Annotated in this window: 14 protein-coding genes; 4 read left to right on the top strand and 10 right to left on the bottom strand. The window is 67.8% G+C overall.

Annotated elements, in window-relative coordinates; translation table 11 throughout:
• Nucleotides 1–105 precede the first annotated feature (105 nt).
• The 5 genes from ACRSCF_RS08050 to ACRSCF_RS08030 all read right to left on the bottom strand — a co-directional run bounded on the left by ACRSCF_RS08050 (nt 106) and on the right by ACRSCF_RS08030 (nt 4846).
• Nucleotides 106–1491, bottom strand: a complete 1386-nt coding sequence (locus ACRSCF_RS08050) for a sulfite reductase subunit alpha (RefSeq protein ID WP_244387911.1) — start codon at nt 1489–1491, stop codon at nt 106–108.
• A 45-nt stretch (nt 1492–1536) separates the two neighbouring features.
• Nucleotides 1537–2613 carry an FAD:protein FMN transferase gene (locus tag ACRSCF_RS08045; RefSeq protein WP_244387910.1) on the bottom strand — a complete coding sequence of 359 codons (1077 nt, stop codon included), beginning with the start codon at nt 2611–2613 and terminating at the stop codon, nt 1537–1539.
• Nucleotides 2614–2654: 41 nt separating this feature from the next.
• Nucleotides 2655–3473 (bottom strand): DUF4198 domain-containing protein, encoded by an 819-nt coding sequence (locus ACRSCF_RS08040; RefSeq protein WP_034364167.1) that lies wholly within the window; start codon nt 3471–3473, stop codon nt 2655–2657.
• A 186-nt stretch (nt 3474–3659) separates the two neighbouring features.
• Nucleotides 3660–4187, bottom strand: a complete 528-nt coding sequence (locus tag ACRSCF_RS08035; protein WP_432675498.1) for a DUF2271 domain-containing protein — start codon at nt 4185–4187, stop codon at nt 3660–3662.
• Nucleotides 4188–4207: 20 nt separating this feature from the next.
• Complete coding sequence (locus ACRSCF_RS08030) at nt 4208–4846, bottom strand: PepSY-associated TM helix domain-containing protein (RefSeq protein WP_016447596.1); 639 nt, start codon at nt 4844–4846, stop codon at nt 4208–4210.
• 372 nt (nt 4847–5218) lie between these two features.
• Here ACRSCF_RS08030 and ACRSCF_RS08025 point away from each other — a divergent pair, with 372 nt between their 5' ends.
• The 3 genes from ACRSCF_RS08025 to ACRSCF_RS08015 all read left to right on the top strand — a co-directional run bounded on the left by ACRSCF_RS08025 (nt 5219) and on the right by ACRSCF_RS08015 (nt 7254).
• On the top strand, nt 5219–6295 hold the full coding sequence (locus ACRSCF_RS08025; RefSeq protein WP_016451269.1) for a Bug family tripartite tricarboxylate transporter substrate binding protein: 1077 nt from the start codon (nt 5219–5221) through the stop codon (nt 6293–6295).
• A 220-nt stretch (nt 6296–6515) separates the two neighbouring features.
• Nucleotides 6516–6821: a winged helix-turn-helix transcriptional regulator gene (locus ACRSCF_RS08020; RefSeq protein WP_012206858.1), complete on the top strand. Its 306-nt coding sequence runs from the start codon at nt 6516–6518 to the stop codon at nt 6819–6821.
• Nucleotides 6822–6900: 79 nt separating this feature from the next.
• Entirely contained in the window at nt 6901–7254 is a 354-nt protein-coding gene (locus ACRSCF_RS08015; protein WP_012206859.1) for an FKBP-type peptidyl-prolyl cis-trans isomerase, read from the top strand.
• Nucleotides 7255–7386: 132 nt separating this feature from the next.
• On the opposite strand, the gene ACRSCF_RS08010 is transcribed toward ACRSCF_RS08015, so the two are convergent.
• From ACRSCF_RS08010 to ppsA, 4 genes are all read right to left on the bottom strand, one after another.
• Entirely contained in the window at nt 7387–7902 is a 516-nt protein-coding gene (locus tag ACRSCF_RS08010; protein ID WP_034364171.1) for a hypothetical protein, read from the bottom strand.
• A 191-nt stretch (nt 7903–8093) separates the two neighbouring features.
• Nucleotides 8094–10184 (bottom strand): VC_2705 family sodium/solute symporter, encoded by a 2091-nt coding sequence (locus ACRSCF_RS08005; RefSeq protein ID WP_016447599.1) that lies wholly within the window; start codon nt 10182–10184, stop codon nt 8094–8096.
• Nucleotides 10177–10524, bottom strand: a complete 348-nt coding sequence (locus ACRSCF_RS08000; RefSeq protein ID WP_034364173.1) for a DUF4212 domain-containing protein — start codon at nt 10522–10524, stop codon at nt 10177–10179. The genes ACRSCF_RS08005 and ACRSCF_RS08000 overlap by 8 nt, the downstream gene beginning before the upstream one ends.
• 17 nt (nt 10525–10541) lie before the next feature.
• Nucleotides 10542–12932 (bottom strand): phosphoenolpyruvate synthase, encoded by a 2391-nt coding sequence (gene ppsA / locus ACRSCF_RS07995; RefSeq protein ID WP_034364213.1) that lies wholly within the window; start codon nt 12930–12932, stop codon nt 10542–10544.
• Nucleotides 12933–13140: 208 nt separating this feature from the next.
• Here ppsA and ppsR point away from each other — a divergent pair, with 208 nt between their 5' ends.
• On the top strand, nt 13141–13962 hold the full coding sequence (gene ppsR / locus ACRSCF_RS07990) for a posphoenolpyruvate synthetase regulatory kinase/phosphorylase PpsR (protein ID WP_016447602.1): 822 nt from the start codon (nt 13141–13143) through the stop codon (nt 13960–13962).
• 8 nt (nt 13963–13970) lie between these two features.
• On the opposite strand, the gene ACRSCF_RS07985 is transcribed toward ppsR, so the two are convergent.
• The gene (locus ACRSCF_RS07985; RefSeq protein WP_034364175.1) at nt 13971–14915 is read right to left on the bottom strand and encodes a LysR family transcriptional regulator; all 945 of its coding nucleotides are present in this window, start codon (nt 14913–14915) and stop codon (nt 13971–13973) included.
• Between the last annotated feature and the right edge of the window lie 105 nt (nt 14916–15020).

The raw sequence follows: 15020 nt of genomic DNA, 5'->3' as shown, positions 1-15020 counted from the left end.
TCATGATCACAATAGGATTTATCTGTCGCACGGATGCTACGTTCCTAGGAGCAGAAAGCGCTGACGGCACCAATGCTTGCGCTGGCGCAAGCTGCTCTCACCACCTCAATACACGTCACGCCGGTAGCGGCCGCTGCGCAGCAGCTGGTCCATTTGCGCCTCACCCAGCACGGCGTGCAACGCCTGGTCCACGCCCTGGGCCATGCCCTGCAGGCTGCCGCACACATAGATGGCGGCGCCCTGCGCCACCCATTGGCGCAGCACATCGCCGGACTGCGCCAGCAGGTCCTGCACATAGGCGCGCGGCGCGCCTTCGCTGCGATCGCGCGAGAAAGCCAGGTCCAGGCGCTGCAGCACGCCGCCCTCGCACCAGGCCTGAAGCTCGTCGCCATAGAGCCGGTCATGCGCGGCATTGCGCTCGCCGAACAGCAGCCAGTTGGGCCCCAGGCCTGCTGCGGCACGCGCACGCAGGTGGCTGCGCAGGCCGGCCAGACCCGTGCCGTTGCCGATCAGCACCAGCGGGCGCTGCAGGTTGTCTTCCAGCCGGAAATTGCGGTGCGCACGCAGCCGCAGGGTGATGGCTGCCCCCAGGGGCGCGCCCTGCGTGAGCCAGCCCGAGGCCAGGCCCGGCGAGCCGTCCTCGCGCCGCGCCTGGCGCACCAGCAGGTGCACGCAGCCGTCCTGGGCGATGGAGGCGATGGAGTACTCGCGCGGATGCCGCGGGTCCGCAGGAATGCAGACCTGCGCCAGGTCGCCGGACTCCCACAGCGCGGCCTCCGTTGCAGGGGGCTGCAGCTCGATGTGGAACACCGGCTCGCCTGCGCTGCCCGGGTTCATATGCCGGCGCGCGGCCAGCGTCCATTCGCTGAAGACCGGCGTCTCCCACGCAGGCATGTCGCCCAGGCTGCTGATCTGGGTCAGCTGGTGCTGCCAGGCGGTGAGCGCCTGGGGCGCGCCGTTGTCCATTTCGATGCGCTCGAACCAGGGGCTGGCGCCTGCGGCGCGCAGCCAGCCGTCCAGCGCGCGGCCAAAGCCGCAGAACTGCGCGTACTGCCGGTCGCCCAGCGCCAGCAGGCCGTATTGCAGATGGGACAGGCCCTGCGCCTGCGCCATGGAGTGCGCCAGGAACAGCGCTGCGTTGTCGGGCGGATCGCCCTCGCCATAGGTGCTGGCGATGAACAGCGCCCTTTGGGTCTGCGCCAGCAGCTTCACATCAACGGCATCGAGGGCGCACAGATGCACGCTCTCACCGGCCGTATGCAGCAGCCGCGCAGTCTCGCGTGCCAGCTCCTCTGCCTGGCCCGTCTGGCTGGCATAGGCCACAAGCAGGGGGAGCGCGCCCTCGCGCGCCGAGGCCAGCGCCGCGGCTTCGTGCTGCGCCCGCACGCGCTGGCGGCGCTCGCGCCACCAGATGGCGGCGCACATGGCCACATACAGCAGTACCAGGACAGCGGCTGCGAGTATGCGCAGCCCGGATTCGGACAGGGACATGGCGTGACCGGAAAATCTACACGGCGCAGAAAAGGATAGGGGCGCTCACGGCGCCAGCGCGGCAAACGCCGTGGTCATCGCCATGGCAGGGCCCTGCGCCGTGCGCTCGCACAGCAGTGCGGCCACTCCGTGCTGCTCGGCAAAGTCCAGGCCCGCACGCGGCCCCAGCACGGTGAGCACGGTGGCCAGGGCGTCGGCCTGCATGCATTCGGCATGCAGCACGGTGACGCTGGTCAGGCCGTGCGCCACGGGCTCGCCGCTGCGCGGATCGATGGTGTGGGAGTAGCGGCGCCCGCCCTGCTCGAAGGCATGCCAGTGGTCGCCCGAGGTGGCGATGGCCATGTCGCGCAACGGCAGCGCCAGCGGCGTGGACTGGTCCGCCATGCTGGCCACGGCCACGCGCCAGGGCTGGTTGCCAGGGCGCTGACCGCAGGCACGCAGCTCGCCGCCCACCTCGACGAGGAAATCGGTATGGCCCAGCGCCTGCAGGTGCTCGGTGACCAGGTCCACCGAATAGCCTTTGGCAATGCCGCTGAAGTCCACATGCACGGCGCCGGGCTGCAGCGCGCGCCGGCCCTCCAGGTCCAGCACGATGCGCTGGTAGCCCACGCGCTCGCGCACCCGCCGCAGTGCATCGGCATCGGGGATGCCGGCGCCCTGCGCCTTTTCCGCACGCGGGCCGAAGCCCCACAGCTCGACCAGCGGCCCCACGGTGGGGTCCCAGGCGCCGCCACTGGCCTGCGCCCAATCGAGTGCGCAGGTCAGCACGGTGAAGAATTCGGCAGGCAGCACATGCCAGCTGCCCGCCTCTGCGCGGTTGAAGCGCGAGATGTCGGAATCAGCCTCCCAGTTGCTCATCTGGCGCACGACCAGGGCCAGCGCAACCTCTATGGCCTGGCGCGCCTCATCGAGCGGGCGGAAACCCGGGTTATGCAGGCGCACGCTCCAGGTCGTGCCCATGGCCTCGCCGGTGAGTGTTTGCAGCGCGGCGGGGTCTGCCCGCCGCACGGCCTGCGGCGCGTAGCCGGAGACGGCAAAGGACGCCACGCCCGTGGACACAGGCGCGGCGAGGCCCCGGCCTGCGCTGCCCTGCAACAGGGCGGGCGCGAAGCTCACGCGCACGGGCGCAGGCGCGGGCGGGGCCCCGGGTGGGGACGCAAGGCTCAGGGCAGCACCTCGAACGTGCCCACATAGGACAGGCGGCGCTCCTTGGCCTGGGGCAGCGAGGTCTTGTTGTCCTGGGCGTCGGCATCCACCCAGTACATGCCGGCGGTGGGCCAGGTCACGCTGAACTCGCCCTTGGCGTCGGTCGTGGCCTTGATCTCGCCCTTGCTGTCGCGGTAGCGCGTGGCGCCGGGCACCAGCACGACTTCCAGGTTGGCGGCGGGCTTGCCGTCCACATGGAAGGCGAAGGTGGCCTTCTCGCCCTTGACCAGGTCGTTGGGATGGGTCACGGGCACCAGCTCCAGCCCCTTGCCCGAAGCCTTGACGGCGCTGGGCTTGCCCACGGTCACGAAGGTCTCGATGCGGCCCACGGACTGGGTCACCTTCAGGTCCTGCGCGTCGGCGGGCACATCGGCGGCGAACTTCTCGGGCGAGCCGCGCCAGCGGCGGTTCTGGCCCGTGGCCTTGTCCTTCCAGGAGGCGAACAGGCCGTCGTTGACGATGGTCAGGCGGTAGGTCCCGCTTTGCTGCAGGTCCAGGTCGAACACGCTGCGCAGCTTGCCGCGATGGGCATTCTGCGGCGCGACGGCCGAGCCGTCCGGTGCCGAGACAACGAGGTTGTCCAGGCCCAGCGGCACGTGGTTGAAGAAGAACAGGTCGTTGGAGACGGCGGCATCCACCGTGATCCATTCGGCCTTGGACAGCACCGTGGTCGAGGGCAGCAGCCACAGGTTGTGGGCCTGGGCGGACTGGAAGGCGCCGCAGGCAATGGCGAGGCTGGCCGCCAGACGGATGGCAAAGCGGGTCTTGGACTTCATGAAGATTCTCCTTGGTTCGTGGATGGGGCTGGCACATGGGTGCCCCGCAAGATGCGTGGCCCGCCCACATGCAGGGCCCAGTTCAGGGATGCCGGGCAAGGGCCTGGCCGGCCGCGCCGCCCCGCAGCAATGGCGTCACCCGCCTCGTGAGGGGGAAGACGCGCAAGGCCTCAGGGGGTTTCAATTTCAAGGCTTGAGCTCGACGCTGATCTCGCCCAGCTCGCTGCTGCCCTTGGCGCTCAGTTGCTCGGCCTTGGCGGCAGGCCACTTGAAGGGCACGGTGACCACTTCGCGGCCGCCGACTTCGCGCGCGGCCTCGACCACGAGCTTGTACTCGCCGGGCGGCAGCTTGGCGAGGGGGTTGGCGCCTTCGGTGAAGCTCAGCTGGTGCTTGCCCACGGGACGCGTGGGGCTGGTCACGCCATCGATGGGCAGCGTCAGGTCGCGGCCCGTGCGGCGCCACCACTGGCGCATGTCCTTGAGCCACTTCGTGCCTTCGGCATTGCGCATCTTCACGTCGTACCAGACCGACAGCGTGGCGGCCACCGAGGCGTCGGCGCGCTCGATCCACACGGCCACATAGGGGCGGTGGTACTCGGCGACATCCAGGCGCGGGACCTCCACGCCCACGTTCAGGCCGGCGGCAAAGGCCGGGGCCGCGCCCAGGCAGGCGCCAAGCGCCATGGTGTAGCGCAGAGAGAAGTGCGGATTCATAGGCAAGGCTCTTTCGGTTCTCAGTGGATCAACAGGAGGGCCAGCAGCATGGGAATCACCAGCCCCATGCCGACCATGGGCCAGGTGAAGGGACGGTTGCCCGCGTGCATCTTCAGGATGAACAGCCCGGTGACGGTGAACACCAGGCAGGCTGCGGCAAAGATATCGATGAACCAGCTCCAGGCAGCGCCCGTGTTGCGGCCCTTGTGCAGATCGTTCAGATAGGCGATCCAGCCCCGGTCGGTGCGCTCGTATTCGGCCTCGCCATCGGCCAGGGCCACGCGCACCCAGGCATCGCCGCCGGGGCGAGGCAGGGACACATACAGCTCGTCGGCCGTCCATTCGGCTTCGCGGCCCTCGGCCTCAAGCCCCCACTGGCCGCGCACCCAGTCCGCAAATGGCGCAGGCACGGGAGCACGGTCGCGCGACTGGCTGGCCTGCTGCCGGACCAGCTGCACGCGCAGCGCGTCCGGCAATGCCGCCTCGCCGCGCACGATGCGCGGCTTGGACTCGATCTGCCCCGCATGGTTGAGCGTGAACCCCGTGACGGCGAACAGCAGCATGCCGATCAGGCACAGCGCAGAGCTGACCCAATGCCACTCGTGAAGTGTCTTGAGCCAGTAGGAACGGCGCCGAGGGTCCGGTTTGGGGGATGTCATCGCAACAGAGGCAGGCGGCAGCACCACGCGGCCACAACCATCACGGCGGCGGCCACGGGGAGCACAGGAAAGAAAAAGGCCGGGGGATTCTACCGCCCACGAATAAGAATTGATCGCATTTACACAAGCTTTACCGGCTTAATCGACATCTGTGTCACGGCGCTCCATCTCCGCTCCTTGCCCCCGGGGCGCGCATGCCCCCATGCATCCCGGGACAGCGATGCACCGTCAGTGGGCCCTCGCCTGAAGCATCTGGCACCCATGCCGCCAGACAGCCTGCGTTATGTCAACTAGCTGACGCACATGCTTACATAATCTGCTTTTCTGATTCATTTGCGCCCACAATGGCGCGCGAACCCGATTGGAGACTGCATGCGCCTTCCGAGCTTTTCGCAAACCACTGCCAACGCCGCCCACTCCGGTGACGGCACGCGCCAGAACCGCCGCCAGCTGCTGGCACAGGGCGCAGCCCTGGCCATGCTGTGCTCCCCGCTGGCCCATGCCGCGCCGCCCGCTGCAACGCCTGCGGCCCATGCGCCGCGCGCTGCCGCCGGGGGCCAGCGCGTGGCCGCCAGCCTGCGCATCGTCATTCCGGCCAATGCCGGGGGCGGCTGGGACCAGACCGGCCGCGCACTGGGCGCGGCCCTGGTGGCCTGCGGCGCGGCAGATCGCGTGGAGTATGAAAACCTGGGCGGCAAGGGCGGCACCATCGGCCTGGCACAGTTTGTCGAACGCCATGGCCAGGACCCCGATGCGCTGCTGATCGGCGGCATGGTCATGGTCGGTGCCGTGGCGCTGCAAAAGCCGGCCGTGAACATGTCGCACGTGCAGCCGATTGCCCGCCTGACCAGCGACTATCTGGTAGTGGCCGTGCCTGCCGACTCCCCCATCCGCAATGCCAAGGACCTGGTCGCCGCGCTGCGCAGCGATCTGGCCCACCAGTCGTTTGCGGGCGGCTCGGCCGGCGGCGTGGACCACATGTTTGCCGGCCTGCTCACGCGCGCCGCCAAGGCGGCGCCCGAGCAACTGGTCTACAAGCCCTTTCCGGGCGGCGCCCAGGTGGTAGAGGCCTTGCTCAAGGGCGATGCGCGCATGGGCGTGTCCGGCTACAGCGAGTTCAGCGAAGCCCTGGCCAGCGGCAGGCTGCGCGCCATTGGCGTGTCTTCGCGCCGCAGCCTGTTCGGCCTGCCCTCGTTCCGCGAACAGGGACTGGATGCCGACATGGCCAACTGGCGCGCCGTCTTCACGGGCAAGCAGGTCAGCGCCGCACGCGCCCAGGCCCTGCTGGGCGCCGTGGAGCAGGCGACCCAGCACGAAAGCTGGCAGCGCGCCCTGCGGCAGAACCGCTGGGAGCCTTCGTGGCAGGCAGGCCGCGATTTCAGCGGCTTTCTGGAGCTGGAGCACACCACGGCCAGCGTCATGACCTATCTGCTCAAACTCAAGAGCTGAGAAACCGAAGTCCAGCGGGCAGGTTGCGTGGCGGGCCTGCAACACTGGTACGGAGATTCGCGTATTCCTCTAGCGAAGCGCATTGCCGCTGTGGGTTTTGAGCTACCAAACTTGTAGCAGAATGGATCCAGAGCTATAGTTCCCCGGGACTTGGCTCGGCGCGCGTCCCACCCGGATGCCCCCGCCGGCTCACACACACCATTGCGCAAGGAGAAGCGTCATGAGCTCCAAGGAAAACGCCGCCATCAACCAGCTGTTCGAGAAACTCGAATGCCGCTACGCGTTGCGCGTGCTGTGGGCTTTGCGTGACGGCCATCCTCAGACCTTTCGACTGCTGCAAGACAGCGTGGGCGGCATCACGCCCAACACGCTGAACACCCGCATCAAGGAACTGCGCGAATGCGGGCTGCTGGAGCATGGCTCCGACGGCTATACCGTGACGCTGGCCGGCCAGGACCTGCTCAAGCGCCTGTCCGATGTGCAGGCATTCGCCAACCGCTGGGTGGCCGCGCGCGCCAAGAAGTGATTCTTGCGGCCAGGCCCTTCGCCCTCTTGCCGCCGGACAGTCTTTTTCCCCCACCGTTTCTCTCTCAAGGAATACCACCATGGCTTTCACCACCACCGCATCCGGCCTGCAGTATGAAGACACCGTCGTGGGTGACGGCGCCGAGGCCCAGCGCGGCCGCAGCGTGACCGTGCACTACACGGGCTGGCTCTACAACAACGGCGTGCAAGGCGCGAAGTTCGACTCCAGCAAGGACCGCAACGATCCCTTCGTCTTCCCCCTGGGCGGCGGCATGGTGATCAAGGGCTGGGACGAAGGCGTGCAAGGCATGAAGGTGGGCGGCCAGCGCACCCTGATCATCCCGGCCGAACTGGGCTACGGCGCACGCGGCGCTGGCGGCGTGATCCCGCCCAACGCCACGCTGAAGTTCGACGTGGAGCTGCTGGCCGTCTGAGCCTGCACCCGCTGGCCCACGCAAGGGCAAGGCGCGAAGGCGCCTTGCCTTTTTTCATTTCCGGAGCGTCCAAAGAGCCCCCAGGAGCATCTGACCTTGCGCGGCAAGGACAGCGTGGGGGCGGCTTCTCGCTCAGGGGGCTTTGCCGAACAGCGCCTCGTGCAGCGGCACATAGCTGGCGGGGCTGGCAGCCTCGCGCAGGCGCGGGGCCAGCGCCACGAGCTGGTCGTAGCCCATGGCCGCCTCCACGGCCAGGTTGAGCCGGAATCCCTTGAGCCCCATATTGGCCGTGATGGCCACCGCCAGCGGATAGGCGTTGCGGTAGCGCACGGCCAGCGAAGGCTCGGATGGCGCAGACGCATCGCCGGCAGGCTGGGCCGGCGATGCGGCGGCAGCAGTGACGGCAGGCGCCGCAACGGCCACCACGCCCAGCCGGGGTTCGGCTGCATCGCGGGGCGCCAGCCATTCACGCTCCACCAGCGCCAGGATTTCGTCCTGGGTCACGCCCATGCCGGCAACGGCCTGCAGCACCTGCGCCACGCTGCGTTGGCCGTCAAACAGCAAAAAGGCCGAGCGCAGCCGGGGAGAGAGATCGGCATGGCGTTCCTTGAATGCCTGTTGGCCGGCGGACGTTTTCGCAAGATGCATGGCGGACGCAATTTTCTGCAGGGGATCGGATCGGACACGGCTCGCAGCGTGTCATGAGCCTCCGGCTCCCAAAAGCGGGTTTTCCAGCACGCGCGGGCTTCAGTTGGGCCGGGACTGATCCAGATCTGCCATCAAGACAAAAATTGGCAATTTCGTTGGCAATGTCGTCGGCCCATGGAGCCCATGCCGCGTCAGGCCACGCGCCCTGGCACGGAGCGCGCCGCAGCGCGCCGGCGCGGGTCCAGGCAGCTGACCAGCCAGGTCACCAGCAGGCCCGCCGGCACGCCGAAGACACCCGAGGAAATCGGCTGTATGCCCCACCACAGGCGGGCATGCAGCGCCTCGGGCAACACAGGCTGCAGCGCGGGCACGTGCGAGACCATGTAGTAGACGGTGATGCCCAGGCCGGCCAGCATGCCGGCCACCGCCCCGCGACGCGTGGTGCCGCGCCAGAAGATGCCCAGCACCATGGCCGGAACAAAGGCCGATGCCGCCAGCGAGAACGAGGCCGTGACCATGGGCAGGATGTCCGAGGAACGGCGCGAGGCCACGAAGGCGGCCGACAGCGCCACCACCAGCAGCGCGAACTTGGACAGGATCACGCGCTGCTCGGGCGAGGCGCGGCGCCGCCGCGCGCGAAAGTACAAGTCGCGCACCAGCGCATTGCTGATGGTCAGCAGCAGGCCATCGGCCGTGGACAGCGCGGCGGCCAGGCCGCCCGCCGCGACCAGGCCCGAGACCACGTAGGGCATGCCACCCAGCTCGGGCGTGGCCAGCATGATGAGGTCGGCGCCCATGCGGATCTCGCCGAACTGCAGGACACCGTCGCCATTGACGTCTTCCACGGCCAGCAACGAGGCATCGACCCGGGCCCACTGCGCCATCCAGGTGGGCAATTCGTCGAAGCGTATGCCCACCAGGTTGTTCATGACCTCGAACTTGACCAGCACGGCCAGGGCCGGCGCGCTCATGTACAGCACGCCGATGAAGAACAGCGTCCAGCCCACCGAGGCCCGCGCCCCCGACACCGAGGGCGCCGTGTAGTAGCGCGTGAGCAAATGCGGCAGGCCTGCCGTGCCGGCCATGAGACAGAACATCAGCGCCAGGAAGTTGCGCCGGCTGTCCTCGTAGACCTGACGCTCCTCGGCCGATCCATCGGGGTTGCCGGCAAAGGGCAGGCTGTGCAGCGGAATGCCGCCCAGCGGCTTCTCGCGCTCGCGCATCTCCTGCAGCTGGCGTGTCCACAGGGCGCGCGCAGTCGCTTCGTCGCGCGGCATGGCGGCCAGTTCGCGGCTGGCCGCCATGATGGCGCCAATGTCGCCGCTGCGCGTGCGCAGATCGCGTATGCGCTCGGACAGCTGCTGGCGCTCGGCGGCCAGCACGCGCGGCACGTCCTTGAGCTTGTCCTCCAGCACCTCGGCGCGCAGGCGGTAGGCGGCGACCACTTCCTGTTCGGCCGGCGAGTCCAGCAGGCGCTGCTCCATCTCCGCGATCTGGCCGAGCTGGGCCGTATAGGCCAGCGGCGCCACGGGATTGCCCATCTGCCGGTAGGCCAGCCAGGACACGGGGATCAGAAAGGCCAGCAGGATGACCACGTACTGCGCGACCTGGGTCCAGGTGATGGCACGCATGCCGCCCAGGAAGGAGCACAGCAGCACACCGCCCAGGCCCAGCATGATGCCGATCTCGAACTGCACGCCCGTCAGCCGCGAGGCAATGAGCCCCACGCCGTAGATCTGGGCCACCACGTAGGTGAACGAGCAGGTCACGGCAGCCAGCGCCGCGATCACGCGCGGCCAGCGCCCGCCGTAGCGCTGCTGGAAGAAGTCGGGAATGGTGTAGAGCTTCATCGCCCGCAGGTGCGGCGCGATCAGCATGGCGACCAGGCAAAAGCCGCCCGTCCAGCCCAGCAGGTAGGCCAGTCCGCCGGCCTGCCCCGGCACGCCGGCAAAGCCCTGCAGGTACAGCGCCCCCGACAGGCTGATGAAGGACGCCGCGCTGACCCAGTCCGCCGCTGCCGCCATGCCGTTGTAGAAGGGCGGGATGCGCCGGCCCGCGACGTAGTACTCCTCGGGATCGCTGGTGCGCAGGTACACGCCGATGGCCGCGTAGACCATGACGGTGAAGAACAGGAAGATGGGGCCTATCCAGTGGCGCGACAGGCCTTGCTGCTCGGCCCAGAACATGAGGGCCAGAAAGCCGAGCACGCCCAGCGTGTACAGGGCCACGATGCGGTGCAGCCGCCAGCGGGAGGCGGCCGTCAGCAGCGAGCGCTCAGCCATGGCCGGGAGGCGACGGCGGGGCGGCGGGTTCAGACGGGGCAGCGGCCCGGGCCTCGCGGCGCTCGAAATGGTCCATGGACAGACAATAGACGATGACGATGGCCAGGAACATCAGGACTGCCCCCTGGGCCGCGAACCAGTAGGCCAGCGGCCAGTCGGGGACCAGCGCCTGCAGGTCGCGTGCGTAGTAGCAGGCACCGAAGGAGACCGCGACCCAGACCGCGAGCAGCACGGCCTTGAGCCACAGATGGTGGATGTCGTGCAGGTCGGGGGCGAAGGTCTCGCCTTCGGACGGTCCCCCGACTGCGTCGTCATGCAAGTGCGCGTCCGGCGTATGCATGGCGACGCTGCCAGCCCTTACTGCACCAGGCGCTGCCAGGTGGCGACCACGCTGTCGGGATTCAGCGAGATGGAGGCAATGCCTTCGTCAGCCAGCCATTGGGCGAAGTCAGGGTGGTCGGATGGGCCCTGGCCGCAGATGCCCACGTACTTGCCCTGGTCCAGGCAGGCCTTGATGGCGCGCGACAGCATCTTGCGCACGGCGGGGTCGCGCTCGTCGAAGTCGGCGGCCAGCAGCTCCAGGCCGGAGTCGCGGTCCAGGCCCAGCGTGAGCTGGGTCAGGTCGTTGGAGCCGATGGAGAAGCCGTCGAAGAACTCGAGGAACTCGTCCGCCAGGATGGCGTTGGAGGGCACCTCGCACATCATGATGAGCTTGAGTTCGTTGTCGCCGCGCTTGAGGCCGTTGGCCGCCAGCAGCTGGGTGACGCGCTCGGCCTGCTTGAGCGTGCGCACGAAGGGAATCATGATCTGCACGTTGGTCAGGCCCATGTCCTCGCGCACGCGGCGCAGTGCCTCGCACTCCATGCGGAAGGCCTCGCCGAAGTCCTCGGAGATGTAGCGCGCCGCGCCACGGAAGCCCAGCATGGGGTTCTCTTCCTCGGGCTCGTAGCGGCTGCCGCCGATGAGCTTGCGGTACTCGTTGGACTTGAAGTCCGACATGCGCACGATCACGGGCTTGGGCCAGAAGGCGGCGGCAATCGTCGCCACGCCTTCGGCGACCTTGTCCACGTAGAAGGCGCGCGGCGAGGCATGGCCACGGGCCACGGACTCCACGGCCTTCTTGAGGTCGGCATCCACGGCGGGATAGTCCAGGATGGCCTTGGGGTGCACGCCGATGTTGTTGTTGATGATGAACTCCAGGCGGGCCAGGCCCACGCCCTCGTTGGGCAGTTGGGCGAAGTCGAAGGCCAGCTGGGGGTTGCCCACGTTCATCATGATCTTGGTCTTGATGGCGGGCATCTCGCCGCGCTGCACCTCGGTGACCTCGGTCTCGATCAGGCCGTCATAGATCTTGCCGGTATCGCCTTCGGCGCAGCTGACGGTGACCAGGGTGCCGTCCTTGAGCAGATCGGTGGCGTTGCCGCAGCCGACCACGGCCGGAATGCCCAGCTCGCGCGCAATGATGGCCGCGTGGCAGGTGCGGCCGCCACGGTTGGTGACGATGGCCGAGGCGCGCTTCATCACCGGCTCCCAGTTGGGATCGGTCATGTCGGTCACCAGCACGTCGCCGGGCTGGACCTGGTCCATGTTGGCGATGTCATTGACCAGGCGCACCGGGCCCGTGCCGATCTTCTGGCCGATGGCGCGGCCTTCGGCCAGCACATTGCCCGTGCCCTTGAGCGCGTAGCGCTGCTCGGCCTGGCCCTTGGCCTGGCTCTTCACGGTCTCGGGGCGGGCCTGCAGGATGTAGAGCTGGCCGTCCGTGCCGTCCTTGCCCCACTCGATGTCCATGGGGCGGCCATAATGCTGCTCGATGACCAGGGCATAGTGGGCCAGCTGCTGCACGTCCTCGTCGGACAGCGAGTAGCGGTTGCGCAGCTCATGGGCCACGTCGGTGGTCTTGACAAGCTTGCCGCTGGCGGCCTTTTCCTCGGGCGAGGCAAAGACCATCTGGATCAGCTTGGAGCCCAGGTTGCGGCGGATCAGGGCCTTCTTGCCGGCCTTGAGCATGGGCTTGTGCACATAGAACTCGTCAGGATTGACGGCGCCCTGCACCACGGTCTCGCCCAGGCCGTAGCTGGAGGTGATGAAGACCACGTCCTCGAAGCCCGATTCGGTGTCGATGGTGAACATCACGCCGGCCGCGCCCAGGTCGGAACGCACCATGCGCTGCACGCCGGCCGACAGGGCCACCACGTCGTGGGCAAAGCCCTTGTGCACGCGGTAGGAGATGGCGCGGTCGTTGTACAGGGAGGCGAACACCTCCTTCATCTTGTGCAGCACCGACTCGATGCCCACCACGTTCAGGAAGGTTTCCTGCTGGCCGGCGAACGAGGCGTCGGGCAGGTCTTCGGCCGTGGCCGAGGAACGCACGGCGAACGAGGCCGCCTCGTTGCCGCCCTGCAGGCGCACGAATTCCTCGCGGATGGCCTGCTCCAGATCGGCCGGGAAGGGCTGGTTCTCGACCAGGGCACGGATCTCGGCACCGACCTGGGCCAGGGCGCGGACATCCTCCACGTCGAGGGCGGCCAGCTTGGCACTGATCTTGTCGGCCAGGCCGTCGTGGGCCAGGAACTGGCGGAAGGCATGGGCCGTGGTGGCAAAGCCCGTGGGCACGCGCACGCCCTGCGGCAGCTGCGAGATCATTTCGCCGAGCGAGGCGTTCTTGCCGCCTACGGACTCGACATCGGTCATCCTCAGTTGTTCAAACGGAACGACGAGGGCGGTGGCCTCGAACAGTTGAGACATGGGAAAGCTCCAGAAGTTGAAAACCGTAGTGCGCCGCCCCGGCTGCCAAAGCCGGGCACGGCCGATCCACCCACGCAGGCGTGCGCGAGGCTTTGCTGTTCTGGTTGGAGGCCGGCAGCGAGCATGGATGGGAAATTGGGAATAATGGGCGCCATTGTAGGCGTTTGCCGTGAACCGACGGCAGCCCCCTGTCCAGAGCCCGACCACCATGCACACCCACACCATCTTCGTCATCTCCGATGGCACTGGCATTACAGCCGAGACCTTTGGCACGGCCATCATGGCCCAGTTCGACACCAAGTCGCGCCTGGTCCGCATCCCCTTCGTGGACACCATGGACAAGGTCCACCAGGCCGTGCGGCAGATCAACCATGTGGCCGAGTCGGAAAGCCACAAGCCCATCGTCTTCACCACCCTGGTCAACCAGGACATGCTCGACCTGATCGAGAGCCAATGCAAGGGCAAGGTATTCGACATGTTCGGCACCTTCGTGCGGCCGCTGGAGCTGGAGCTGGGCCAGAAGTCGCTGCACCGCGTGGGCCGCTTCGCCGACATCAGCGAAAGCAAGGAATACCTGGAGCGCATGGAGGCCATCAACTACACGCTGGCCCATGACGACGGCCAGACCCACCAGGACCTGACGGGCGCCGACGTGATCCTGGTGGGCGTCTCGCGCAGCGGCAAGACGCCCACCAGCCTGTACCTGGCCATGCAGTTCGGTCTCAAGGTGGCCAACTACCCGCTGATTCCCGAGGATTTCGAGCGCAAGCAGCTGCCGCCCGCCCTGGTGCCCTACCGCAAGAAGCTGTTCGGCCTGACCATCGACCCCCAGCGCCTGTCCAGCATCCGCAACGAGCGCCGGCCCGACTCCAAGTACGCCAGCCTTGCCAACTGCCGCTACGAGGTGGCCGAGGCCGAGTCCATGATGCGCCGCAGCGGCATCCAGTGGCTGTCCAGCACCACCAAGTCCATCGAGGAAATCGCCACCACGATCCTGCAGGAAGTCCTGCCCCAGCACCTGGGGCACTGAACCCGGTCTCAGGCCGAGGCGTTCCAGCGCAGCATGGGCTGCTGCGGCAGCGTCTCGACCAGGTAGTCCACCAGGGCACGCACCTTGGTAGGCACGTACTGGCGGTCGCGAAAGCATGCGAAGAAATCCAGCGTGGTGTCATCGAAGTGCAGCTGCCCCTTGCGCGCCGGGCCCAGGGCCAGCGGCTGCAGCAGCCCTTCGCGCATGTACCGGTGGGCGATGAAGCTGCCGATCCAGACGATGCCGCCACCGGCCACGGCCATTTCGGTGAGTGCATCGACATCGCTGGCGATGGCGGTCACGCGCAGCTGCGGGTCCACGCGCTTGCCGTCGCGCAAAAACGGCCAGCGCATGAAGCGGCCATCGGCCTCGCGCCGGTACAGCAGGCAGGCATGGTCGAGCAGGTCCTGCGCGGTCTGCGGCCTGCCGTGGGCCTGCAGGTAGGCCGGCGAGGCGCACAGCACGCGCGGCACGGCCGCCAGCTGGCGCACGGCCATGCCGGGCTCCAGCACATCGCGGTAGCGCACGCTGATGTCCACGTCTTCCTTGAGCACATCCACCTGCCGGTCCACCACCAGCAACTCCAGCTCCAGCCGGGGATGCCGCGCGGCAAAGGCCGGCAGCAGCGGCGCCAGCACATGGCGGCCAAAGGCGGCCATGCAGGCGATGCGCAGCCGGCCCTGCAGTTCGCCATGCAGCTGCGACAGGTCGGACTGCGCTTTTTCCAGCTCCTGCAGCACAGGGCCCACACGTGCCAGATAGCGCTCGCCGGCTTCGGTCAACGCCATGGAGCGCGTGGTGCGCGTGATCAGGCGCGTGCCCAGTTCGCGCTCCAGCCGGGCGATGTTCTGGCTGGCCGCTGCAGGAGAAATACCCAGCTGGCGCGCGGCCGACGCGATGGAGCCGCCTTCCAGGGCTTTGACGAAGGTCTCGATGGAGCGCAGATTAGGCACAAAAACCTATGGATGAAAAATCAATTCATCAATATAGCTTACGAGTGCACCAAGCTGCAGCCCTCTACACGGCGGCCCGGGCCTTGCCTACAGTTGCGCACTTGC

It is taken from the genome of Delftia sp. 11MD (genome assembly GCF_050907895.1).
Classification (GTDB): domain Bacteria; phylum Pseudomonadota; class Gammaproteobacteria; order Burkholderiales; family Burkholderiaceae_C; genus Comamonas; species Comamonas tsuruhatensis.
This window is presented reverse-complemented; position numbering and strand designations above follow the sequence as displayed.